The organism is Nocardia sp. CA-151230 (genome assembly GCF_050942175.1).
Taxonomy (GTDB): Bacteria; Actinomycetota; Actinomycetes; order Mycobacteriales; family Mycobacteriaceae; genus Nocardia.
Window position 1 is genome coordinate 2,036,495 of sequence record NZ_CP192061.1, and the last position, 23,643, is coordinate 2,060,137.

Consider the following 23,643-nt stretch of genomic DNA (forward strand, 5'->3'; position numbering starts at 1 on the left):
GTACAACGCGACTACGACGGCCCGCCGGTCCGATCCGGCGGGCGGTTTCGCAACCGGCCGCACCGGTCGGCCGACGGACCGGCAGGGATGCGGGCGAACCCGGCCCGCCGCCGATTCGTGGCCTTCATGGAGGACTCGAGCGGGGTGGCCGGCGACGCGAGGCCGGCGCCGGGAGCGGAGGCGGAGCGTGCGGGCGCGGTGGTCGCGACGATGGGGGCGGGAGCTGCTGCGGGCATGGCGGGAATATCGTCTCGACGGTGGCGGCTATCCTTGGACGGTCATGAAGTCGGCTTTCCCGGGTCCGGTCGGTGCCCAGACGGTCTACCTCGATCACGCGGCCACGACACCCATGTTCCCGGTCGCCGTCGAGGCGATGTGCGCTGCGCTGGGGATGACGGGGAACGCGTCGTCTTTGCACGGGTCCGGGCGGGCCGCCCGGCGGGTGCTGGAGGAGGCGCGGGAGTCGATCGCGGCGGGGCTGGGGGCGCGGCCGTCGGAAGTGATCTTCACCTCGGGTGGGACCGAGAGCGACAATCTCGCCGTCAAGGGCATCTACTGGGCGCGGCGTGATGCCGATCCGCGGCGGAACCGGATCCTGGTGAGCGCGGTGGAGCATCACGCGGTGCTGGACACCGTGGAGTGGCTCGAGCAGCACGAGGGCGCGCGCATCACGTGGCTGGAGTGCGATGCCCAGGGCATCGTCTCGCCGCGCACGCTGCGCGACGCGCTGGCCGAGTACGCCGCCGAGACGGCGCTGGTGAGCGTCATGTGGGCCAACAACGAGGTCGGCACCATCCAGCCGATCGAAGAATTGGCCGCGGTGGCACAGGAATTCGACGTGCCCATGCACAGCGACGCGGTGCAGGCCGCGGCGCAGCTGCCCATCGACTTCGCCGCCAGCGGGCTGGCCGCGGCCAGTTTCGCCGGGCACAAGGTCGGCGGGCCGCACGGCGCGGGCGTGCTGCTGCTGGGGCGGCAGGTGCCGGCGGTGCCGCTGCTGCACGGCGGCGGGCACGAGCGGGATCTGCGCTCGGGCACCTCGGACGTACCCGCGGCGGCCGGCCTGGCCGCAGCGATTCGTGAGACCGTGGCCGGCCTGGCCGTGCGCGCGGTGGACCTGGAGCGGCTGCGGGACCGGCTCATCGAGGGCGTGCGCGCCGTCGTGCCGGAGGCGGTGCTCAACGGGGCGACCGGCGCGCAGCGCATGCCGGGCAACGCCCACTTCACGTTCCCCGGCTGCGAGGGCGATTCGCTGCTCATGCTGCTGGACGCCGCCGGGATCGAATGCTCGACCGGATCCGCGTGCAATGCCGGTGTGGCCGGACCCTCCCATGTGCTGCTGGCCATGGGCGTGGAACCGGCGCTGGCGCGCGGATCCCTGCGATTCTCATTGGGACACAATTCGACCGACGCCGATATCGATGCCCTGCTGGCCGTGCTGCCGCAGGTGGTGGAACGGGCGAAGGCGGCCGGACTGGCCGGAGCGAAGGGAGGCTTCTAGATGCGAGTACTTGCCGCGATGAGTGGTGGCGTGGATTCCGCCGTGGCGGCCGCCCGCGCAGTGGACGCCGGACACGAGGTGGTCGGCGTGCACCTGGCGCTGTCGGCGAACCCGGGCACGCTACGCACCGGATCGCGCGGCTGCTGCTCCAAGGAGGACGCCGGTGATGCCCGGCGGGCGGCCGATGTGCTCGGAATCCCGTTCTACGTCTGGGATTTCGCCGACCGGTTCAAGGAGGACGTGATCGACGACTTCGTCGCCGCGTACGCCGCCGGTGAGACCCCCAACCCGTGCCTGCGCTGCAACGAGAAGATCAAGTTCTCGGCGCTGGCCGACCGCGCGGTGGCGCTGGGCTTCGACGCCGTCGTCACCGGGCACTACGCGCGGCTCGCGGACGGCGTGCTGCGCCGGGCCGTGGACGAGGACAAGGACCAGTCCTATGTGCTGGCCGTCCTCACCGCCGAACAGCTTTCGCGCGCCATGTTCCCGGTCGGCGACACCCCGAAGCCACAGATCCGCGCCGAGGCCGCGGAGCGCGGGCTGGCGGTGGCCGGCAAGCCCGACAGCCACGACATCTGCTTCATCCCCTCCGGCGACACCCAGGCCTTCCTGGGCGCGAAGATCGGCATCCGCCCCGGCGCGGTGCTCGACGCCGACGGCACCAAGCTCGCCGACCACGAGGGCGTGCACGGCTTCACCATCGGCCAGCGCAAGGGCCTGGGCCTGCCCGGCCCGGCCGCCGACGGCAAGCCGCGCTACGTGACCGACATCGACCCGGACACCGGCACCGTGCACGTGGGCTCGGCCAAGGACCTCGAGGTGTGGACGGTGCGTGCCGATCGCGCCGTCTGGACCTCGGGTGAAAGTCCTTCCGGCCCGGTGGAATGCGTGGCCCAGGTGCGCGCCCACGGCGGCATCGCCCCGGCCGTCGCCGAGGCCGTGGACGGCGGCCTGGTGGTGCGACTGCGCGCACCGCTCACCGGTGTGGCCCGCGGCCAGGCCGTGGTCCTCTACCGCCCCGACCCGGCGGGGGACGAGGTGCTGGGCAGCGGCACCATCTCCGGTACTGAGCGCGAACCTCATTCGTACGCAAGCGAACTGGTCTCGGATAGCGCCCGGTGAGCAGCCGTCATTCGCGCAGTGGCGCGAAGTCATATGTGGCGCAACAGGTCCGGCCGAAATTCGGGGGACGCATCGTGTGGCGCATCGGCCTGGCGCAACCGGCGAAGCTGCGCCCGCGGCGCGGTCCGGGCAAGGCCCGCCTCGGCAGGGGCGGCGCAGCCAATCGGACCGCCGCCGAACAGGCGGGCCATCCCGCCCGGACCGACACCGGTGAATTCCTGCCGGGTGAGGCACAGCCGGGCCCGGAGGGTCCGCACGACGCGGCGGCGGGGAGCGTCGGCGAACGCACCGACCACGCGGGCCGCAAGCGCCAGGTGGTCCGGGTCGCCCCCTATGCCGAGCGCGGCGGCCGGGCCACCACCGGCCCGGTGCTGCCCGGCGAGGGCACCGAGCGCGCGGGCAAGACCTGGGACTGGTTCGTGAACACGACCTGCTGGGACTGGTATGCCAATTCGAGTGGCCGGGCCGATCGCGGCGATGCCGACGAGTAGTCGCACCCCGCGTGGTGCCGAGTTCGGTGATGGGCCGGGTTTTCCGGAATCGTACGGCCGAGTGATTCGGGGTGGCTGGGATGACTGACGACACGAAGACCCAGGTGCTGCACGGCGGCATCGCGACCGGGGTCGGCTCGTGGCCCGGGACCGATCCTCGGGAGGCGGCGGCGACCGTGGTGGGGGAGCTGGGGCAGCTGCCGCACCTCGTCGAACTGCCCGGCCGCGGCGTTGGCGCCGACATGATCGGACGGGTGTCGGGGCTGCTGGTCGACATGCAGTTCGACAGCACCACGCGCGGGTATCGGCTGGCGGCGCGGCCGGGCGCGGTCGCGCGGCGGGCCCGCGATCTGCTGCGCACCGATCTGGACGCGCTCGAAGAAGCCTGGGAGACGGGCGGTTTCGCGGGCTCCGGCCATCCGGTGAAGGTGCAGGTGGCCGGGCCGCTGTCGGTGGCCGCGGAGGTGGAGCTGCCGGGCGGGCATCGCGTCCTGACCGATTCCGGCGCGCTGCGCGATCTTTCGGAGTCGCTGGCCGAAGGCATCGCGAATCATGTGGCGGAGGTGGGCAAGCGGCTGGGCGCGCAGGTCGTGCTCCAGATCGACGAGCCGCAGCTGACGGCCGTGCTGACCGGCGCGCTGAAGGGTGTGAGCGTCCTGAACACCGTGCGCGCCATGCCCGAGCCCGAGGCACTGCACATCCTGGACATCGTCGCGGCCGGCCAGTCCGTGCCGGTGCTGGTGCACACCTGCGCCGACCGGCCCGCGCTGGGGTTCCTGCGCAAGAGCGGGGCCGCCGCGGTCGGCTTCGACATGGCCGCCGTCGGCACCCCCGACCTCGACCGGATCGGCGAATTGCTGGACAGCGGAAAGCACCTGGTGCTCGGGCTGGTGCCCACCACCGCGCCGGCCGCACCCGTCACCTGGCGCGATATCGCGGAACCCGGTGTGCGCCTGATGGATCGGCTCGGTTTTCCGCGTCGCCTGCTGGCCGAGCAGATTCTGGTCGCTCCGGCCTGCGGCCTCGCCGGAGCCCCGCTGTCCTGGGCGCGCCGCGCGCTGAGCCTGGCCGCCGAGACCGCGCGTGCCTACGCCGAGGAGCCGGAGTCGCTCACCTTCGAGTGACGCCGTGTGGCAGCGTGAACCCGGTGCCGCAGGGTGTTTCGGCGGGCGCGGCTCACATCCGGGTCAGGATGTCCAGCGCGATCGCCACCGACGCCTGGTTGCTCTCCTCGTCGGAGAGCTCCAGATCGCCCATCATGGACAGGCTCCAGCTGATGGCCAGCAGCGCCTGCCGGGCGTGAAAGGTGGCCAGCGGCTCCGTGCTGGGCGCGGTCATGAGGTCGGCCAGCACCCGGAACTGGTAGCGCAGGCTGGTGCCGAAGCCGAGGTCCCGGAAGGCGGGCTGGTTCTCGTGCCAGAACCGGATCATGTCCTTGCCGAGGCTGTGCAACAGCGCGCCGTACCGAATCACGATCTCGCGGGCCCGATCCGGCCCCGGCGGCGTGGCCTCGGCCCACTGCACGATCTCGTCGACGCCGCCGCGCAGATCCTCCGACAGGCTGGCGACGATGTCTTCCTTGGTCCGGAAGTGGTAGTAGAGCGCGGCTTTCGTGACGCCCAGGCGCTCGGCGATCTCGCGCAGCGAGGTCTTCTCATAGCCGCGTTCGGAGAACAGCTCCATGGCGACGGACCGAATCCGCTCCCGCGTATCACTGCGACGCCCGTCCATCGAGTCCTTCCCTCGGTACCCCGCCCTTGTTTCCTTGACGACGGCCTTTTTTGCTTGACGACCGGCAAGGTGAAGCCTAGCTGCTCCATTGCCGACAGATACCTAGCCGGTCGGCAAGTTATTTTGCCTGGTGAGGAGCAAGACATGACCGACACTGCAGCGACAGTGTCGGTCGACGGCGTGCCATCCGCCGTTCAGCGCGAGGTCGTCGGGCCTGTGCCCGGCGTGCGGTCCGGAACGGGAACCGAGGTCCCTTCAGCCCTGGTTCTTGGGGCGTTTGGAGCCGAAGTAGGGGCGGGCGCCGGGGTGGTCGAGTTGCCATTTATCGGGCTTGCCGGAGGGGTAGGTGACGGGGATCTGGTCACCGATGGAGGGCCAGTTGTTCACGTCCCAGGCGAAGCGGCCGTAGACCTCGTGGGCGAACACGGTGGGGCCGGAGATGCTGCCGGAGATGGTGACGTACTGCTCGCCGAGGTCGTCGGGGCGGGGGCTGACGCCGGTGACGTGGAGGGTGCCGGATTCGAGTCCGGCGGGGGAGGCGTTCCAGGAGGCGGCGAGCGGGTCGCCGGGGAAGGCTCGTGAGCCGCCGCCGTTGCCGCGACGGTAGTACACCAGGGCCGCGGCCAGTGCGCCGCCGATCAGCAGGACGAACATGAGCTGCAGGAGCATGAACTCCATGCTAGGCGGCGTGGAGTTCATGCCCGGCCGGGGCCGCGTGACGACCGGTGCGGCTAGTGGGCGGTGAGTTCGGAGATGCCGTTGTGGCGGCGCAGCTGCCAGACCGTGGTGCGCTTGGACTGGGAGCGGCCGTTGCCGCGGTCGATGAGGGTGCGGTTGGCGGTGGTGAAGACCAATTGCGCGCCCTGGGTATTGGTTTCGGGATTCTGGAACAGCTGGATGAGGCTGTCGGCCGTCTCGGGGGTGAGGGCGGCGTCGATATCGTCCACCGCCAGCACGCCGCCGGTGTCGAGGGCATCGAGCATCGGCGGCAGCAGGCGCAGCATGGCCAGGGTGGCGCTGGACTCGTCGGTGATGTCGAAGGCGGTTTCGATGCCCTCGTGGGTCAGGCCCAGACCGACGCCGCGGCGGGCCACCATGCGGGAGTACAGGGCGTCCCGCGCGGCGTAGAGGTTGGCCAGTTCGCGTTGCAGCAGGGTGACGGTGATGCCGTGCTCGAGGAACATCTCCTCGGCGTAGTTCGCCGAGATGGTGCAGGACTCGATTTCCTTTGTGGTGGAGGCGATATCGGTGTCCAGATCACGCAGGTAGTCGGCGTACATGGGGTCGTCGGACGGCAGCAGCAGATCGGTGATGCCGAGGTCGGCGGCGCGCAGCAGCGTCAGCAGTCGCACCGCGTGGTCGGTCGAGCGGGAGATGTGCGAGCCCACCCGGTGCGCGACCTCCTGCGGATCCGGCTGCCCGCACTGCACTTCCAGCAGTGACTGGAACCAGCGGTAGGCCGGGACCAGCGGCTCGGCGTACAGCTGCCCGGACAAGCTGAGCAGCAAGGCATTCGGGCGCACCAGCGGCACCACGGCACCCAGCCCGTACCGCGCGGCCTCGAACATGGGCCCGATGCGGATGTCGTCGCCGGCACGCTCGAACACCACGCGCTTGCGATTGTGCGGGTGCGAGTGCAGCCATTCCGCGGCCACGTCGGCATTGTCGAGCCGGAACCCGTAGGTGTAAGGGCACCCCTCGGCGACGAAGTTCGCCACGAATTCCGAAGGGCGATCGGAGAATCCGAGGTGCGGCGTCCGCACCGGACCGGAGTAGGGATCCCATCCGGTGACCGAATTCAGTACGGCGTCGCGCATGCGATCGAGCGCGTCGATGAGGCCCGTCTTGCCGGTGGCGGCCGTCCCGTAGACGGCGGTGACCGGTGTGGCGACCGGCCCGCTACCCCGGGTCAGCCGCAGTTCCTGCGGTTCGGCGAGGGACCGATGATTCGACACCTGAAAACTACGCAACACCCTGGACATCCTGCCGGTCGCGGGTCGGAAATGCGACTCACCTTATTCGGGCATTCGGTGAGGGCGGCACTCGGAGGGCAACTTTCGCGATACCCGGGTTCGAAACCGGGGCGACCGGCACGGCCTGCGTCGCGGCCGAATGCCGGTGCGCGCGAACCTCAGCGGAGCAGACCGTAGGCGCGGGCGGGAGTGAGACGGACGACGGCGCGCCGGTCGGCGACCATGGCGCGGCGGTAGTCGTCCCAGTCGGGGTGCTCGCCGCTGAGGGCGCGGTAATAGGCGACCAATTCGTCGACCGTGGCGTCGCCGGGATCGGCGGCGACGGGGGAGACCTCGACCTCGCCTTCGATGACCGCGTAGGACCAGAAGTCGTCACTGCTCATGTGCAGCGCGGCCCACGGGTCCCGGACCAGATTGTGGTACTTGGCACGGTCGGCGGTGATGGAGATCCGGATGATGCCGTCCTCGCCGGCCCAGTGCAGCACATTGGACAGCTGCGGACGGGTGTCGCGGCGAATCGTGGTGAGCACCGACTTGCGGTGGGAGCGCGCGAAATCGACTGCCTTGGCGAGGTCCATACCGAGTGGAACCCGGCCGGTTGCGGGCGTGTTCCCGGGGCCGGAAAATCCTCGCATCAGGGGTGCGACGTGCGGGAATGGTGATCAGACCTGTCGGTGGGGCGGGATAGAGTGCCTGGTGTGAGCGAATCGGGCATGGAGATCACCGCGGCGAGTGGGGACGAGCGCGTCGAGTGGCAGCGGCTGGCGGAGGAGGTTCGCGGCCACCAGTTCCGCTACTACGTGCGGGACGCGCCGATCATTACCGATGGCGAATTCGACGAGCTGTTCAACCGGCTGGTGGCGCTCGAGGAGGCGCATCCGGATCTGCGCACCCCGGATTCGCCCACCCAGCTGGTCGGCGGTGGCTTCACCACCGAGTTCCAGCCCGTGGATCACCTGGAGCGGATGTACTCGCTGGACAACGTCTTCAACGAGGACGAGATGCGGCAGTGGATCGCCAAGGTCGAGGCCGACGCCGGCACCGATCTGCACTACGTGTGCGAGGTGAAGATCGACGGCGTCGCCCTCAATCTCGTCTACGAGGACGGCAAGCTGGTGCGCGGCGCCACCCGCGGCGACGGCCGCACAGGTGAGGACGTCACCCTCAATGCCCGCACCATCGAGGACATTCCGCACGAGCTCATCCACAGCGACGAGTTCCCGGTGCCGAAGCTCCTGGAGGTACGCGGCGAGGCATTCATGACGCTGGCCGACTTCGAAGCGCTCAACGCCGCCATCGTCGCGGAAGGCAAAGCGCCGTACGCGAATCCGCGCAATACCGCCGCCGGGTCACTGCGGCAGAAGGACCCCGCGGTGACGGCGCGGCGGCGGCTGCGCATGATCTGCCACGGCTTCGGCCGGCTGGAGGGCTTCGCGCCGGAATCGCAGTTCGAGGCCTACCGCGCGCTGGCCTCCTGGGGTCTGCCGGTGTCGGCGCACACGATCCGGGTGCAGGGCGCGGACGCCGTGGTCGAGCGCATCAACTACTGGGGCGAGCACCGCCACGACATCGAGCACGAGATCGACGGCCAGGTCATCAAGGTCGACGAGTTCAGCCTGCAGCGCCGCCTGGGCTCCACCTCGCGCGCGCCGCGCTGGGCCATCGCCTACAAGTACCCGCCGGAGGAGGCCACCACCAAGCTGCTCGACATCCAGGTGAATGTCGGTCGCACCGGCCGGGTTACGCCGTTCGCGGTCATGCAGCCGGTCACTGTGGCGGGCTCCACCGTCGCCATGGCCACCCTGCACAATGCCTCCGAGGTGCAGCGCAAGGGCGTGCTCATCGGTGACACCGTCACCATCCGCAAGGCCGGGGACGTGATTCCCGAGGTGCTGGGCCCGGTGGTGGACGCCCGCGACGGCAGCGAGCGGGAATTCGTGATGCCCACGCACTGCCCCGAGTGCGGCACCGAGCTGGCCCCGGCCAAGGAGGGCGACGCCGATATCCGCTGCCCCAACCAGCAGTACTGTCCGGCGCAGCTGCGGGAGCGGGTATTCCACGTGGCAGGGCGTGGCGCGTTCGATATCGAGGCGCTGGGTTACGAGGCCGCCATCGACCTGTTGAAGTCGGGCGCGATCGCCGACGAGGGCGACCTGTTCTCCCTCGACGAGGACAGGCTGCTCACCACCACGCTGTTCACCAACAAGAGCGGCACCCTGTCGGCGAATGGCAAACGCCTGCTGGAGAACCTGGAGTCCGCGAAGGACCGCCCGCTGTGGCGCGTGCTGGTCGCTCTCTCCATCCGCCATGCCGGTCCCACCGCGGCCCGCGCCCTGGCCACCGCGTTCGGCAGCATGGACCGCATCCGGGAGGCCTCGGCCGAGGAACTGGCCGCCACCGACGGCGTCGGCCCCACCATTGCCGCCGCGGTCACCGAATGGTTCACCGTGCCCTGGCATCTCGAGATCGTCGACAAGTGGACCGCCGCCGGCGTCCGGATGGAGGACGAGCGCGACGAGTCCATCGAGCGCAACCTGGAGGGCCTGTCCATCGTGGTGACCGGCTCGCTGGAGGGCTTCACCCGCGACGGCGCGAAGGAGGCCATCCTCATCCGTGGCGGCAAGGCGGCCGGATCCGTCTCCAAGAAGACGGCTTTCGTCGTGATCGGCGACGCGCCCGGCTCGAAGGCCGCCAAGGCCGAGGAACTGGGCGTCCCCATCCTCGACGAGGCAGGCTTCGTGAAACTGCTCGAGGGTGGCCCTGAGGCGGTAACGGAAATCCCGGAACCGGAGTCCGAAAGCCCGGAGGCGGTGTCCTAGAGATCGATTCGCACCGGCCCGGCGCACCGCGCCCGCGCTCGGTGCGAGGCGATCGGGGGTGGCCATCGGCGACTCGACTGTCGAGGTGTTCGTCGGTGAAGGACAGGTGAATCCGCAAAGCCCTGCGTCGAGGTGCACGCCGGCACCGCCACCCGTGCGGGGCGACCGGCGCGGCAATCGCGTGAGGCGGAGCGGGGTTGAGGATGGAGTTGTGGTGATGAATATGCGCACTGAGCGGTCACGGGACGGCCGCGTGGAGATTCGGGTGGCCGAGCCCGGGGATTACCCGGCCATCGGTGAGCTGACCGTCGAGGTGTATGTCGGTGAGGGGCACGTGAATCCGCGCAGCCCCTATGTCGAGGAGCTCGCCGACACGGCCACCCGGGCGGCCGCGGCCGAGATTCTGGTGGCGGTCCGCGACGGCGAGCTCCTGGGCTCGCTGACCATGGCCCGGCCCGGCACGCCGTTCGCGGATATCGCCCGGCCGGGGGAGCTGGAGTTCCGGATGCTCGCGGTGTCCAAAGGGGCCCGCGGGCTGGGAATCGGGACCGCCCTCATGAGGCGGGTGATCGATACCGCCCGCGCCGAAGGGTTCGGCGCGGTGGTGCTCACCACCATGCCGACCATGCAGGACGCCCGCCGCATGTACGACCGGCTGGGCTTCGCCCATGCCCCGGAACGAGATTGGCGTACCGATACGGGCCTGCAGCTCACGGTGATGCGCCTGGAGATCGCTGCGGCACGCTGACCCGGCCGGGCCGGCCGGGTCAGCATCGTCGAATGGGCAGCATCGTCGAACGGGCACAGGGCGGACTCACCGACCGGCCGCGGCGGACCGGCGCGACCGTCACGCGGTCGAACCGGCCAACCTCGCGGGCCCGCGACGGGTTCGCGGGCGATGCCCCGGGGATGCGGCGACGGAAGTTCGGTCTGTCATCCCGGCATGTTCGGGCCGTGATCTCGGACGGTGGATTTCGTCCGAGAACGGGTGCGGGGTCAGCAGTAGCTGGCCAGCGGGCGGCAGACGGTGTAGCCGGAGCCGTCGGCGTTCCAGGACGGCGTCCAGACGGACGGGTTGCCCGCCCGGTTGTCGAACGGCTGCGGCGAAGGGGCGGGGACCTTGCCCGGGGAGCGCGGATGCTGGTTCTGCAGAACGGGATTCATGTCCGAGTGGCGGTAGCCGAAGGGGTCGCTCGCATGCAGGCCGGTGGGGTCGTCACCGTGGGTGATGATGCCCGAACCGCCGCCGGATCGGGGTCCGGCCGAATCGGAGGCGCCGGGTGAAATGGTGCCGCGGGACTGGGATTCGGCGGTGGCGGGCCCGGCTGCGAGCATGGCTGCGGCCAGTCCGGCCACGGGGGCCAGGACGAGGGTTGCTCGTCGGAGGGCCGGGCGTGATCGGTGGGCTTGCGGCATGGCGTCCTGCCTCTCTGCATGGCGTCATTGCTGATCTGCTTGCCGGTTCTGGTCACGTCGGTGACTTATCTACTAAGTAAGACCGTAGATCATCTACGTAGATGAATAGTAGGTATATCCTGTGAATCTACTGAGTTCGTACGTAGATACGGCACGGTGAACAGCGGCCGGGCAGACGAGAACGCCCCCACCGGATCTCCGGCGGGGACGTGAAGCGCTGTGCGAGAAACGTGGTGCGGCTCAGCCGAGCACGGTGGCGACGATGCCGGCCAGGTAGCCGAGCCGCGCGACCTCCGACGGCCGGAAATCCGGACCACCCGGGCGGCCCAGCAGCAGCACCTTGCCGGTATTGCCGAGCGGCGCGGCAGCCAGCTTGGTGTCCATGTCCTTCCACAGCTGCGGCAGCCAGTCGGCCTCACTGTCGAGGACCGTCGGCTTCTCCAGCGGCATCCACGGCGCCGACGCCGCCTGGGTCGACGGGGCGCTCTGCGAGCCCACCACGCGATACGCGCCCTGCGGGCCCATGTCGATCACGGTCGACCAGCCCACCCGCAGCACCCGCGGCACGCCGTCGACGAGCACCTGCAAACGATCGTCGCGCGCATTGGCGACCTGATCGATGAGCTCGAGTTCGCGGTGGGTGTCCAGCATCCCGGAGTACGGGCGCAGCGAATCGACCTGCACATCGTGCAGGGATTCGGCCGCGGTGATGAGGGTGTCGGGCAGTGCGCCCGAGGGCACCTCCACCACGATGTCGTCGATCGCGAAGCCGTCGCCGCGTTCGACGACATCCAGCGAGAGGATGTCCGCGCCGACGGAACCCAGCGCCAAGGCCAGCGATCCGAGACTCCCTGGGCGATCCGGAAGTTGCACGCGAAGCAGATAAGACACGTGCCTTCCTTTCTTTACTGTGCGACCGAAACTTTCGGACGGGTACCCGAGTCCCGCAATACTTACACCCTCGAGAGCTGGTTATCGAATCGAACCATTCCCTGTGACGCGGGCCACTTACCCATCGGTTACACATTGATGGTGCCAGGTCTGGCGCACACCTGCGACCGGTGGCTCGAGGCGACCCACTAGGCTGTCGAATGGCCAATCACCAAGCTCGAACCATGCCGAAAGGGGTCCCGCGGTGCCCGCCATCTCCAGGGACGAGGTCGCTCACCTCGCCCGGCTGTCCCGGCTCGCTTTGACGGACGACGAACTCGATCTGTACGCCGGTCAGCTGGATTCCATCCTGACCCACGTCGCACAGATCTCGCAGGTCGCCGCCGCGGACGTGCCCGCCACCGCATCCCCGAATCCGGAGACCAATGTGACGCGCCCGGATGTGGAGCAGCCCTGCCTGGCTCCGGAGCAGGCGCTCGCCATGGCGCCGGCCGTCGACGAGCAGCGGTTCATGGTTCCGCAGATTCTGGGAGAGGGCGAATGACGGACCTGACCAAACTGTCCGCGGCCGAACTCGCGGGCAAGATCCACGCGCGCGAGGTGTCCTCGGTCGAGGTCACCGAGGCCCACATCCAGCGCATCGCCGAGGTCGACGGGGAGATCAACGCCTTCCTGCACGTGGCCGGCGAGCAGGCGCTGCTGACCGCCGCCGAGGTGGACCGTCAGGTCGCCGGCGGCAAGGTCGTCTCCGCGCTGGCCGGTGTTCCCTTGGCGCTCAAGGACGTTTTCACCACCACGGACATGCCGACCACCTGCGGGTCGAAGATCCTCGAGGGCTGGGTGTCGCCGTACGACGCGACGCTCACCACCAAGCTGCGCGAGGCGGGCATCCCGATCCTCGGCAAGACGAACATGGACGAGTTCGCCATGGGTTCGTCCACCGAGAACTCGGCGTACGGCCCGACCCGCAATCCCTGGGACACCGACCGGATTCCGGGCGGCTCGGGTGGTGGCTCCGCCGCGGCGCTCGCCTCGTATCAGGCGCCGCTGGCCATCGGCACCGACACCGGCGGTTCCATCCGCCAGCCCGCCGCGGTCACCGCGACCGTCGGCACCAAGCCGACCTACGGCACCGTGTCCCGTTTCGGCCTGGTCGCCTGCGCGTCCTCGCTGGACCAGGGCGGCCCGTGTGGCCGCACCGTGCTCGACACCGCGCTGCTGCACGAGGTGATCGCGGGCTACGACCCGAAGGACTCCACCTCCCGCAATGTGCCGGTGCCGCCGGTGGTCGCCGCTGCCCGCGCGGGTGCCAAGGGTGACCTGACGGGCGTGAAAGTCGGTGTGGTGAAGGAACTTCACTCCGACAGCTACCAGCCGGGCGTCATCGCCTCCTTCGACGCCGCGGTCGCGCAGCTGAAGGAGCTGGGCGCCGAGGTGATCGAGGTGTCCTGCCCGCACTTCGAATTCGCGCTGCCCGCCTACTACCTGATCCTGCCGTCGGAGGTGTCGTCGAACCTGGCGCGCTTCGACGCCATGCGGTACGGCCTGCGCGTCGGCGACGACGGCTCGCACTCGGCCGAGCAGGTCATGTCCATGACCCGTGAGGCCGGGCTGGGCCCGGAGGTCAAGCGCCGCATCATGATCGGCACCTACGCGCTGTCGGCCGGGTACTACGACGCCTACTACGGTCAGGCGAACAAGGTCCGCAACCTGATCGCGCAGGACTTCGACAAGGCCTACCGGTCCGTCGACGTGCTGGTCTCGCCGACCAGCCCGTTCACCCCGTGGAAGCTGGGCGAGAAGGTCAACGACCCGCTGGCCATGTACCTCTCGGACCTGTGCACGCTGCCCACCAACCTGGCCGGGCACTGCGCAATGTCGGTGCCGTCCGGGCTGAGCGCTGACGACGGCATGCCGGTCGGTCTGCAGATCATGGCCCCGGCCCTGGCCGACGACCGGCTCTACCGGGTCGGCGCGGCGTACGAGGCGGCCCGCGGGCCCATCGCCTGAGCGCGAAGGCCAGGAAGGGAGCCTGATCGAGGCCATGGCGACAGCCTGATCGAGGCGGTCCGCAAGCGAATTCGGCCCCCGCCGGTATCCACCGGCGGGGGCCGACCCTGTCCACCGGCAGGGGCCCTGCGCTATCCGTCCGGGTTGCCTGATTCCTGCCGCCCGGCTTGTCTGGTTCCGCCCGATCGGCGTCCGGCCGATCGGGCAATGCCTGCGGCGTGTCGGTCCAGACCGGTAGGCTGGCAGCGGTTCGGCGTGTGTGAAGGGTTTTCTTGGGGATGTTGCGACGCGGCGAAGTCTTCGCGGGCTACGTGATCGAGCGCGAAGTGGGCCGTGGCGGAATGGGTTCGGTCTACGCTGCCCGCCACCCTCGGCTCCCGCGGCTCATCGCGCTCAAACTGCTGCACCGGGAGATGTTCGGCGAGAACGAGACTCGACTCCGGTTCGAACGCGAGGCCGATGTCATCGCCCAGCTCGACCATCCCAACATCATCACCGTCTACGACCGCGGCGATGACGACCAGCAGCTCTGGATCGCCATGCAGTACGTGGACGGGGTCGACTGCGCCTCCATCGACCCCTACGACCTCAGCCCCGACCGGGCGGTCGAGATCATCGTGCAGACCGCGGCCGCACTGGATTACGCGCACGGGCGCGGCGTACTGCACCGGGATGTGAAGCCCGCCAATATCCTGCTGTCCCGCTCCGGCGGCATCGGCGCCGGATTCGCCGAGCGGGCGCTGCTCAGCGACTTCGGCATCGCCCGGGTGCTGGACGACACCGCGCATCTGACCCGCACCGGCATGCTCAATGCCACCCTGGCCTACGCCTCCCCGGAACAGCTCACCTCGGCGCCCATGGGGCCGCGCTCGGACCAGTATTCCCTGGCGTGCACGCTGTTTCGGCTGCTCATCGGGCGCGGGCCGTTCGATGCGCCGAATATCGCGACCGTCATGCTCGGGCATCTGCAATCGCCGCCGCCCGACGTGAGCCTGCTGCGGCCCGAGCTGCCGGTGGAACTGGACGCGGTGCTGCGGAAGGCGCTGTCCAAGGATCCGCGGGACCGCTACGAGACCTGCTTCGAATTCGCGCAGACCGCCTGGGAGACGGTGGCCGAACCGGTGTCGCTGGTGCGGCGGCCGCGCGGGCAGGTCGCGGACCGGCTGCCGCGTCCGGACACCGTGCTCGGCTGCCTGTTCGGCGGGGCCGTCGGAGACGCGCTGGGCGCGCCGATCGAGACCATGCTGCTGCCGAACATCCAGCAGCGCTACGGGATCCAGGGCGTCACCGGCGAGGGCAGCGGCTATCGGGGCCGCATCTCCGACGAGACGCAGCTGGCACTGTTCACCATGGAGGCGCTCATCCGCAGCGCGCGGGCGCGCGAGCGCGGCACCGCCGCCGCGGTGGGCATGATCCAGGAGAACCTGCTGGTGTGGCTGCGCGGGCAGGGACAGGCGGCGGTGCCGGAACAGCCGGTGCCGTTGCAGAGCGGTCTGACCGGATACCCGGAGCTGATGACCTATCGGGGCCCGACACAGACGACCATCTCGGCCATGTTGCGGGCGGCGGCGCGGCAGCAGCCCGGAATTCCGCTGGGCACCCGGGATCATCCGATCAACGACTCCAAAGGCTGTGCGGCCACCGTGCGATCCGCACCGTGTGGGTTCATGCCCTCGCTGGAGTTCGCCTTCGAATTGGCCTGTGACGCGGCGGCACTCACCCACGGCAATCCGAGCGGCTGGCTGCCGGCGGGCGCGTTCGCGGCCATCGTGTACGGGCTGTGCGGGGGACTGGACGTGCGGGCGGCGGTGGATCAGGCTCGGGCCCAGCTGGTTCGCAACCGCGATCACGAGGAGACCACCCAGGCACTCGACGCGGCCGTGCGGCTGGCCGACACCGTGGCCTTCCGCGGAGGGCCCATGCCGGCGCCCGGACTGCTGGAACCGCTGGGCACCGGCGTCATCGGGTCCGAGGCGCTGGCGCTGGGGGTGTGCGCGGCGGTGTGCGCCGAAAACGTAGGCGGCACACCGGAACAGATCTTCCGCAACGGCGTGCTGCTGTCGGTGAATCATTCCGGGGACAGCGACTCGACCGGGGCCGTCTGCGGTGCGCTGCTCGGGGCCCGGCTCGGGGTGCACGCGATCCCGGCGCCGTGGCGCGCCGGCCTCGACGCGGCGGCCGCCATCGAACGGCTGGCCGCCGACTTCACCCGCGAATTCCGCGGCGCCGCTCAGCAGCCCGGCATGACCGTGCCCTGGTCGGCGCCGTAGCGGTGACCATGACCGGGCGGGGCGTCGAGCGCGCCCAGCAGGTCGGCGGTGGTCTGCAGGAAGCTGATCACCGGAAGCCACTGCGGGACCGGCGCGTCCGGTCGGGTGGCGGTGAGATCCGGTGCGCGCCACAGCAGCGCCGGCGACCAGTGCACCACCGGATCGGAGGCATTGGCCAGCACCGTCGCGCGGCCGTGCTGCACCTGCCCGGCGGGCGGGCCCGCCCAGAGCGCGCCGCAGACGCGGCGGTCCTGGTCGGCCGCATCGGTGAACACGGCGCTGCCGCCCAGCGCGCCCAGGCTCTGACCGTAGATATAGAGCTTCGGCGGATTCGGTAGCGCCGCGATCCGTTGCTCCACGGCCCGGAACAGGGCGCGGGCGGATTGCTGGGCGGCGCTGCGGCCGAAGACGAAGGTGACCCAGCTCGGGGTGTCGGAGTACTGCAGACCGACCAGGGCGACATCGCCGCCGAAGCGGGCGTCGAGACCCTTGGCCGCATCGCTGTCGATCCAGCCCGAACCGGTCGGCACCGTCACCACCAGATTGCGGCGCTGCAGTCCGCCGGTGCGCTCCAGCTCCCGAATCGCCAGCGCCACCCGGGAATCCAGATCCGGCGCGGAGTTCAACCCGACATACACCCGTACGGTCTGCGCCGGAGCCCCCGCCACGAACCGGCGACCCTGCGCCCCCAGAGACGGCCAGCTCGCCATCGACACCGGACTGCCCGACCGCGTCGGCGAATCCGGTTGCACCAACTCCGGATCCACATACGAATTGGCCGCCGCATAGGCCGCCCGCCGCCACTCCACCACCGTCGGCACGATCACCAGCTGCCCCGCCACCAGCAGCGCCGCCCCCGCCGCGATACTGCGTATCCGCCCCAATCTCCGCACCACCCAGCCCACCCCGCGCGCCAGGGCGACCACGGCGACGACGAGTGGCACGGTCCACGCCAGCCACTGCACCCAGTACCAGGGTCCCGTACCCGCGACTCCCATGGCGGCGCGCAAGGTGTTCTGCCAATGTTCGGCGTAGCCCATCGCGGCCCCGACCAGCACCATGCCCGCGATCAGGGCCGGAACTCGGCCGCGTGTCAGATGCTCGATCCCGAACCGCATCCATCGCAGTACCATTCGGATGATCGCCGCCAGCCCCAATCCGATCAGCACCAAAAGTGCGGTCAGGATCGCCTGCGCCGACGGTGTCCGCGGTAGCAGCCCGGGTGCCAGCGAGATCATGGTCCCGCCCGCCACCGCGGCACTGGTCCCCACTCGGGGGACATGGAATTTCGCCCGCCCGAGCCACATTCGAGGCCCACTCCGGATCACGGCAGCGGCGCCTCCCGCCCGAGGTCCGGTCGGCTCCCCGTCCGCAGTGAGGACCACCCCAGCACGCACGCCGCCGCTCGGGCCCTCTCGACCCTGACCGTGGGGTGGGAGGTCGGCAGTAGGAATTGCCGCATCCACCACAGGAGCCGGGTTGAATCCGAGTTGATCTGCCGCGGTGCGTGGTTCGGCCCGGTGTCCCGGCGGGAGGGAGAGCTCGGCCTCGCGCGCGCCGGTGGTCTCGGGCGGGCGGGTCACAGTGCCACCGCCATGCCATCGAGTGTGTCGGGACCGCGCAATTGCGCGAGGGTGATCCGGCGGTTGCTCGTGCGGCGCACGAGAATGGTTGTCGCCGTGGCCAGCCCGGCGGCGAGTCCGAGGCCCGCGAGGGTGAGGGTGGCGGGGGAGGGGGCGTCGCCGGAGTGCTCGAAGAAGGGCTCGTAGATGGGGTTGCCGTAGTCCTGGCGGATCGAATTCAGGTCCACGGCGGTAGTGGCCACGCTGGCCATGACCTGACATTGAGCGCGCGAGATCGGGTTCTCGCGGGCGTCGCACGCCGCATGCATGCGTCGTTCCAGGGTGGCGTCCACGGTTTGCCGGGCCCACGGGCCGAGCGTCTGGCCGTGGGCGGCCGCGTAGCGCAGCAGGTCGTAGCCGAGATCGTGGGATTTGCAGGCCAGATCGAATTCGGCGGGCAGTGGGACGGGGGAGGAGCAGTCACCCCTCGGGTTGATGAGCATGCCCGACTCGATGACCGGGCGGTACCCGGCTTCGGTGACGAAGTCCTCGGGGATGACCGTCGGGTCCGGTTGCGCGGCAACCGCTTGCAGGATTCCGGTGCGGGCGGCGGCGTTCTCGGGCGTGCCCGGCCCGCTGATCACGGCCCCCGCGCCGGGGGCGAAAGCCATACCGGCCGAGCACATCACCGTCGCGGCCGCCGCGAGCGCACCATATCGGCGCTGCCGGGCCCGGCGGTCGTGGCCCGACACCGCAGGGCCAGCGGACATGGCGCTCATCGAGTCGTCGGCCGGCAGTACATCGGCGGTCGTGGCTCGCGAGGTCTCTCGCATGGTGTCCGCTGCGCGGCCGGCAGCCGCGACGGGCGCGGTGGAACGGGTCGAGATCCGGCGGGAAGTCGGGAACGCTCTCATGGGTCTCGACGCTAGGAATCGGGCGCCGACCGGGGCCTCAGCCTGCGGGGCGGTTCCGCGGTGGGCGAGGCGGGGGAGGCGTGCCGACGTCTCGTACCCGGGTAGGGGGTGGGAGATCACTCAGGGGTATGAGGTCGGGGCGGCGCGGAGTCTCTACGGTCGAGGGCATGGTCGGAAATATGTCTGGGCAGGCCCGTGTCGCACGGGCACGGCAGGTGTTCGACGGGTTCACCGTCCTGCTCGCGATCGTCTTCATCGCGGTGGCCTGGCCGACGCTGCATCTGACGCACAAGGTTCCGGCGGCGGCCGCGCCGTTCATCGCGGGCTTCGCCGCGTTCCCGATTCTGCTGCTGCGGGTGAATCCGCCACTGGGATGGGCGGTTTCGGCCGGTTCGGCGCTGATGATCGCGCTCGCGGTGCCGCATCAGCCGGGCAATTCGATCCCGTTCCAGGTGGTGCACATCCTGGTGCTGTTCGCCCTGGTGTTCGCGGTGGCCGTGCGCGCCCCCATCCGGATCGTGGCCGTGGTGTGGGTGGCGACCTCGCTGCTGTTCGCCACCGCCATGGCCCAGACCGGAGACAGCTTTGCCGAATCCGGGTTCGGCTGGCCGCTGGCCATCACCGGCCTGGTGGTGTTCGGCCTGCTCATCCGGTGGGTGGTGCTGTCGCGGCAGGCGCTGCTCAAGTCGGAGGAGGAGACCGAGCTGGAGCGGGCCCGCCGCGCCATCCTGGAGGAGAAGGCGCGCATCGCCCGCGACCTGCACGATGTGGTGGCGCACCACATGTCGATGGTGGTGGTGCAGGCGCAGACCGCGCCGTATCGGATCAGCGGGCTGTCGGCCGATGCCCGAGCCGAATTCGAGTCCATCGGCGCCGGCGCGCGGGCGGCGCTCAACGAGATCCGCGGCATGCTCGGCGTCCTGCGCAGTGACGGGCAGCTGCCCGAGCACGCGCCGCAGCCCTCGGCCGCCGACGTCCCGGGTCTGCTCGAGGGCGCGCAGCGCGCCGGGGTGCCGCTCACCTGGACCGTCGACGGCAGTCTCGACGCCGTGCCCGAGACTACTGGCCTGGCGCTCTACCGGATCGTGCAGGAGTCGCTGGCCAATGCGTCCCGGCACGCGCCCGGGGCGGCGGTGCGCGTGGACCTCGTCTGCGCGGGCGAGCTGACCCTGATCGTCGCCAATGATCGGCCGATCGCGGTGCGGCCGGGTGATCATTCGGGTACGTCCGGCAGCGGTATCGCCGGCATGCAGACCCGTGCGGCCGCGGTCGGCGGCGTGCTCACCGCCGGGCCCCGGCCGGACGGCGGGTTCGAGGTGCAGGCCCGGCTGCCGCTGGCGCCCGCGCTGAGTGCCGCGGGTCTCGCGGAGGCGCAGGGCTCCGGCCACTGAGTCCCGGGTTCGGGTCACCGAGCGGGGTCCGGCCGGGCCGTGCGATGGCCGGGGTGCGAAGTCGTCGTCACGCGGGCCGTTCCGGTCGGGGCATGGCAAACTCGGTGTCGTGCGTGAGGTGGGACTGTGGCGATAACCGTGTTGATCGCCGACGATCAGGCGATGGTGCGGCAGGGGTTCGGGGCGTTGCTCGCGGCGCAGCCCGACATCAGCGTGGTCGGGGACGCGGCGGACGGGAAAATCGCTGTGGCCGAGGCGAAACGGCTGCGCCCCGACGTGGTGCTGATGGATGTGCGCATGCCGGAGATGAACGGGCTCGACGCCGCCCGCTCGATTCTCTCCGCCGGGTTCGAACCGCCGGTGCGGGTGCTCATGCTCACCACCTTCGATATCGACGACTATGTGTACGAGGCCCTGGGCATCGGGGCCAGCGGGTTCCTGCTCAAGGACGCGCCCGCCGAGGAACTGGTGCGCGCGGTACGGGTGGTGGCCGCCGGCGACGCGCTGCTCGCGCCGACCGTGACGCGTCGGCTCATCGCCGATGTCACGCGTCGCCGGGCCCGGCGCGCGCCCGCGCCGCAGCTGTCGGTGCTCACCCCGCGGGAACGTGAGGTGCTGGAGCTGGTGGCGCGCGGCATGTCCAATGCCGAGATCGCCGAAAGCCTTTTTGTCGCAGAACAAACGGTGAAGACGCACGTGTCGAAGGTCTTCACCAAACTGAATCTGCGCGATCGGGCGCAGGCGGTGGTGCTGGCCTACGAATCCGGACTGGTGACCCCGGGCTGACCTGCCCGGACAGGGTCTCGACGGGTAGGCTCACGGACTTGTACGTCACCGGAAGGGGGTCGTAGCCAGTGCTGAATAGCGGTGACGTGTTCGCCGGGTTCACCATCGAACGACTGCTCGGACAGGGCGGGATGGGCTCGGTCTATCTCGCCCGGCATCCCCGCCTGGGCAAGTTGACGGCACTGAAGCTGCTGAACCGGGAACTGTACGCGGACAGGGAGATTCGCGCCCGGTTCGAGCGCGAGGCGGATCTGGTCGCGCGGCTGGACCACCCCAATATCGTCGAGGTGTACGACCGCGGCACCGAGGACGAGATGCTGTGGATCTCCATGCAGTACGTGGACGGGGTGGACGCCGCCGGCATCAATGTCGCCACGTTGCCGCCCGAGCGGGCCGTACAGGTGATCGAAGGGGTGGCCAGCGCCCTCGACTACGCGCACGGCATGGGGGTGCTGCACCGGGATGTGAAGCCCGCCAACATCATTCTGGCCCGAGCCGTCGCCGGTCACGGTGAGCGCGTCTTCCTCACCGACTTCGGCATCGCCCGCCTGCGCGAGGACTCCACCCACCTCACCCAGGCCGGCATGTTCACCGCCACCCTCGCCTACGCCTCGCCCGAGCAGATGACCGGCGCCCACCTGGACCCCACCACCGACCAGTACTCCCTGGCCTGCGCCCTCTACTGGCTCCTGATCGGCGCCGGCCCCTACGACTCACCCCACCCCGCCGAACTCATCCGCGGCCACCTCCAGCTCCTCCCGCCTCCCGTCTCCCTGCGCCGCCCCGGCCTCTCGCCCGCCATGGACGCCGTCCTCACCAAGGCCATGGCCAAACGCCCCGCCGACCGCTTCCCCACCTGCACCGATTTCGCCAAGGCCGCCCGCCGCGCCCTGTCCGGCCCCCCGGCCCAGCACCCCGTCCACCAGCACCCCACCTACTCCAATCTCCCCGCCCCCCAACCCAACTACGCCGCCCCCCAGCCCTACCCCGCCCCGGCGTACCCCGTTCCACCCCCGGCCTACCCGGCCACCGTCATCCCGCCCGGGTCCTACCCTCCACCCCCACCCGCGCCCAATTACCCCGCGCCGCAACCACAGTCCGGGCCCTCAGGCAGCCAGCAGCCCGCCGCCCCTGCCTACCCGGCGCTCCCGCAGCAGCCCGCCGCACCGTCCGGCTATCCCGCGCCGCCGCAACCCCGGCCCGCCGACGGCTCCGGTTACCCGAATCCGCAACCAGGCGCCGCCATGCCGCCGTCACCACAGGACACTGATCGGGTCGGCTCCGGACCAACCGCGCGCCCCTATGCCCCGACCCAGGAATCCGCGCCTGCGGGTTACTCCGCACCACCGCAGCAGCCGAACCCGATGGGGCATGTCGGCTCCGGACCGGTCGTTCGCGAGTTTCCGCAGGCAGGCCAATCCGTGGCGGGCGCCGGCTACCCTGCGCCGCAAGGGCAGCCGACGGCGCCGGACGATGTGTCGCAGCGGCCGACGGATATCGTGCCGCAGCCTGTGGTTTCGGCGCCGCAGCCGGATGAATCCTCGACCGAGGACACCGATGGGCGCGAGTCCGGGCACGAGGTATCGGGTCCAGACCTGCCGGAGTCTGCGGGATCGTCAGTGGCGGCGGAGGATTCGTCGAACTCGGCCGGACTCGTTTCGCCAGGGGAGCCGGATTCCGGCGAGGCGGACATCGCGAAGCCGGGTGCCGGCGGGACTTCCGGGGCGCTCGGCGTCGAGGAGATCATCGCCGAGCCGGTGACGGCGCTTGCGCGTCCGGTCGCGGCGCCGCCGGCTACGCCCGGTGGGTCGGCAGCCGAGTCGACAGCGGTTGTGGCGGAAGAGGAGTCGGGCTCGGCGCGAGCGGAACCCGGTGCTGATGAGAGCCTGCGGTCGGATGCCACTGCTGCGGTGGAGTCCAGCGCCTCCGGCGCAGAGGCGGAGTCCGGTGCTGCCCCCGCGGTGGCGGATTCTGGTGGTGCCGAGGATGAATCGGGTGGGGTGTCGCGGCATCCGGATTCGGGGGCGTTCGTGCCCGGTGGGACCGAGCTCGCCGGTGGGCCGGATGGCCTTGGCGGGCTGACATTCGAGTCGGCTGCGCCGGATTTCGCTGTGTCCGAGCCGGTTTCGGGAGGAATGGCTGAAATGCCTGGTTCCGGGGCGCCAATGACCGGGATGCCGGGGTATGCGAGTTATGGGGGCGTGGCGCCGGGCGGGCCTGGGTATGGTGGACCGCCCTATCCGGGGAATCCGGTGCAGCCCGGGCTGATTCCGGCGTCGCAGCGAGCGGAGTCATCGCAGCTCACCGCAATGGTGGTGCTGGGGCTGGCGGTGGTGGCGCTGGTGCTGCTGGTGGTTGTCGCGGTACTGGTGGTATCGGGCTAGGCGCCGGGGTACGGGTTGGCTCGGGGGCCGAGGACCATTTGGCCCTTGTCGACCAGGATTTGGCGGGCGCGGCGGCGCACAAGGCAGTTGTCCACGGTGCAGAACTTGTGGATCTGCATGGCTTGATGGGCCTGGGTCAGGGCCAGGTCGCCGGGGTCCATCGTGCAGTCGAACAGATACATCATGGTGTCCACCGGAGGGCAGCGCAGGGGACTGGACAGTTCACGGTCCGGCGCTGGTGCTCGGCATGCGGCGCATCCGCGCCGGGCCCCGTCAAGCCTATCGAGATTCATGGGGCGCCACGCCGCATTCGATCGCTTGTCACGCATGGTCATGCCGAGCGACCGCGGAGCGGTCGGGGAGGGATCGGGTGCGCCCGGCT

The 23,643-nt window shown here is 70.3% G+C and carries 22 protein-coding genes; 12 read left to right on the forward strand and 10 right to left on the reverse strand.

What is annotated here, in order from left to right; translation table 11 throughout:
- Nucleotides 1-11: 11 nt before the first annotated feature.
- Nucleotides 12-236, reverse strand: a complete 225-nt coding sequence (locus ACQP1O_RS09115) for a hypothetical protein (protein ID WP_433565394.1) — start codon at nt 234-236, stop codon at nt 12-14.
- Between the two features lie 44 nt (nt 237-280).
- Here ACQP1O_RS09115 and ACQP1O_RS09120 point away from each other — a divergent pair, with 44 nt between their 5' ends.
- The 4 genes from ACQP1O_RS09120 to ACQP1O_RS09135 all read left to right on the forward strand — a co-directional run bounded on the left by ACQP1O_RS09120 (nt 281) and on the right by ACQP1O_RS09135 (nt 4,238).
- Nucleotides 281-1,501, forward strand: a complete 1,221-nt coding sequence (locus ACQP1O_RS09120) for a cysteine desulfurase family protein (protein ID WP_433565395.1) — start codon at nt 281-283, stop codon at nt 1,499-1,501.
- The gene (gene mnmA, locus ACQP1O_RS09125; protein WP_433565396.1) at nt 1,502-2,623 is read left to right on the forward strand and encodes a tRNA 2-thiouridine(34) synthase MnmA; all 1,122 of its coding nucleotides are present in this window, start codon (nt 1,502-1,504) and stop codon (nt 2,621-2,623) included.
- Nucleotides 2,620-3,114 carry a hypothetical protein gene (locus ACQP1O_RS09130; protein WP_433565397.1) on the forward strand — a complete coding sequence of 165 codons (495 nt, stop codon included), beginning with the start codon at nt 2,620-2,622 and terminating at the stop codon, nt 3,112-3,114. Before mnmA ends, ACQP1O_RS09130 begins: the two co-directional genes overlap by 4 nt.
- Before the next feature lie 80 nt (nt 3,115-3,194).
- On the forward strand, nt 3,195-4,238 hold the full coding sequence (locus ACQP1O_RS09135; RefSeq protein ID WP_433565398.1) for a methionine synthase: 1,044 nt from the start codon (nt 3,195-3,197) through the stop codon (nt 4,236-4,238).
- Nucleotides 4,239-4,290: 52 nt separating this feature from the next.
- Here ACQP1O_RS09135 and ACQP1O_RS09140 read toward each other — a convergent pair whose 3' ends face one another.
- From ACQP1O_RS09140 to ACQP1O_RS09155, 4 genes are all read right to left on the reverse strand, one after another.
- On the reverse strand, nt 4,291-4,845 hold the full coding sequence (locus ACQP1O_RS09140) for a TetR/AcrR family transcriptional regulator (protein WP_433565399.1): 555 nt from the start codon (nt 4,843-4,845) through the stop codon (nt 4,291-4,293).
- 255 nt (nt 4,846-5,100) lie between these two features.
- Nucleotides 5,101-5,514, reverse strand: coding sequence for a hypothetical protein (locus ACQP1O_RS09145; protein WP_433565400.1), 414 nt, complete (start codon nt 5,512-5,514; stop codon nt 5,101-5,103).
- Between the two features lie 62 nt (nt 5,515-5,576).
- Nucleotides 5,577-6,818, reverse strand: a complete 1,242-nt coding sequence (locus ACQP1O_RS09150; protein WP_433565401.1) for an AAA family ATPase — start codon at nt 6,816-6,818, stop codon at nt 5,577-5,579.
- Nucleotides 6,819-6,976: 158 nt separating this feature from the next.
- On the reverse strand, nt 6,977-7,396 hold the full coding sequence (locus ACQP1O_RS09155; protein WP_433565402.1) for a PPOX class F420-dependent oxidoreductase: 420 nt from the start codon (nt 7,394-7,396) through the stop codon (nt 6,977-6,979).
- 135 nt (nt 7,397-7,531) lie between these two features.
- Between ACQP1O_RS09155 and ligA the strand changes: the two genes are divergently transcribed.
- Both ligA and ACQP1O_RS09165 read left to right on the forward strand, forming a co-directional pair.
- Nucleotides 7,532-9,637, forward strand: a complete 2,106-nt coding sequence (gene ligA, locus ACQP1O_RS09160) for an NAD-dependent DNA ligase LigA (RefSeq protein ID WP_433567629.1) — start codon at nt 7,532-7,534, stop codon at nt 9,635-9,637.
- A 217-nt stretch (nt 9,638-9,854) separates the two neighbouring features.
- Nucleotides 9,855-10,385, forward strand: a complete 531-nt coding sequence (locus ACQP1O_RS09165) for a GNAT family N-acetyltransferase (RefSeq protein ID WP_433565403.1) — start codon at nt 9,855-9,857, stop codon at nt 10,383-10,385.
- Between the two features lie 248 nt (nt 10,386-10,633).
- Here ACQP1O_RS09165 and ACQP1O_RS09170 read toward each other — a convergent pair whose 3' ends face one another.
- Nucleotides 10,634-11,053 (reverse strand): hypothetical protein, encoded by a 420-nt coding sequence (locus tag ACQP1O_RS09170; RefSeq protein ID WP_433565404.1) that lies wholly within the window; start codon nt 11,051-11,053, stop codon nt 10,634-10,636.
- 240 nt (nt 11,054-11,293) lie between these two features.
- Nucleotides 11,294-11,944, reverse strand: coding sequence for an amino acid-binding protein (locus ACQP1O_RS09175; RefSeq protein ID WP_433565405.1), 651 nt, complete (start codon nt 11,942-11,944; stop codon nt 11,294-11,296).
- A 244-nt stretch (nt 11,945-12,188) separates the two neighbouring features.
- Here ACQP1O_RS09175 and gatC point away from each other — a divergent pair, with 244 nt between their 5' ends.
- From gatC to ACQP1O_RS09190, 3 genes are all read left to right on the forward strand, one after another.
- Nucleotides 12,189-12,488, forward strand: a complete 300-nt coding sequence (gene gatC, locus ACQP1O_RS09180; protein ID WP_433565406.1) for an Asp-tRNA(Asn)/Glu-tRNA(Gln) amidotransferase subunit GatC — start codon at nt 12,189-12,191, stop codon at nt 12,486-12,488.
- Nucleotides 12,485-13,954, forward strand: coding sequence for an Asp-tRNA(Asn)/Glu-tRNA(Gln) amidotransferase subunit GatA (gene gatA / locus ACQP1O_RS09185; RefSeq protein WP_433565407.1), 1,470 nt, complete (start codon nt 12,485-12,487; stop codon nt 13,952-13,954). Before gatC ends, gatA begins: the two co-directional genes overlap by 4 nt.
- A 278-nt stretch (nt 13,955-14,232) precedes the next feature.
- Nucleotides 14,233-16,224, forward strand: a complete 1,992-nt coding sequence (locus ACQP1O_RS09190; RefSeq protein WP_433565408.1) for an ADP-ribosylglycohydrolase family protein — start codon at nt 14,233-14,235, stop codon at nt 16,222-16,224.
- Here ACQP1O_RS09190 and ACQP1O_RS09195 read toward each other — a convergent pair.
- Nucleotides 16,185-17,495, reverse strand: a complete 1,311-nt coding sequence (locus ACQP1O_RS09195) for an alpha/beta-hydrolase family protein (protein WP_433565409.1) — start codon at nt 17,493-17,495, stop codon at nt 16,185-16,187. The genes ACQP1O_RS09190 and ACQP1O_RS09195 overlap by 40 nt on opposite strands.
- A 308-nt stretch (nt 17,496-17,803) precedes the next feature.
- Nucleotides 17,804-18,700, reverse strand: a complete 897-nt coding sequence (locus ACQP1O_RS09200; protein ID WP_433565410.1) for a hypothetical protein — start codon at nt 18,698-18,700, stop codon at nt 17,804-17,806.
- 179 nt (nt 18,701-18,879) lie between these two features.
- Here ACQP1O_RS09200 and ACQP1O_RS09205 point away from each other — a divergent pair, with 179 nt between their 5' ends.
- The 3 genes from ACQP1O_RS09205 (at nt 18,880) to ACQP1O_RS09215 (ending at nt 23,261) form a co-directional block, all read left to right on the forward strand.
- Nucleotides 18,880-20,091: a sensor histidine kinase gene (locus tag ACQP1O_RS09205; RefSeq protein ID WP_433565411.1), complete on the forward strand. Its 1,212-nt coding sequence runs from the start codon at nt 18,880-18,882 to the stop codon at nt 20,089-20,091.
- 126 nt (nt 20,092-20,217) lie between these two features.
- Nucleotides 20,218-20,877 (forward strand): response regulator, encoded by a 660-nt coding sequence (locus tag ACQP1O_RS09210; RefSeq protein ID WP_379402413.1) that lies wholly within the window; start codon nt 20,218-20,220, stop codon nt 20,875-20,877.
- A gap of 68 nt (nt 20,878-20,945) precedes the next feature.
- On the forward strand, nt 20,946-23,261 hold the full coding sequence (locus ACQP1O_RS09215; RefSeq protein ID WP_433565412.1) for a protein kinase domain-containing protein: 2,316 nt from the start codon (nt 20,946-20,948) through the stop codon (nt 23,259-23,261).
- Here the strand turns inward: ACQP1O_RS09215 and ACQP1O_RS09220 are convergent.
- The gene (locus ACQP1O_RS09220; protein WP_433565413.1) at nt 23,258-23,446 is read right to left on the reverse strand and encodes a hypothetical protein; all 189 of its coding nucleotides are present in this window, start codon (nt 23,444-23,446) and stop codon (nt 23,258-23,260) included. The genes ACQP1O_RS09215 and ACQP1O_RS09220 overlap by 4 nt on opposite strands.
- Nucleotides 23,447-23,643 lie beyond the last annotated feature (197 nt).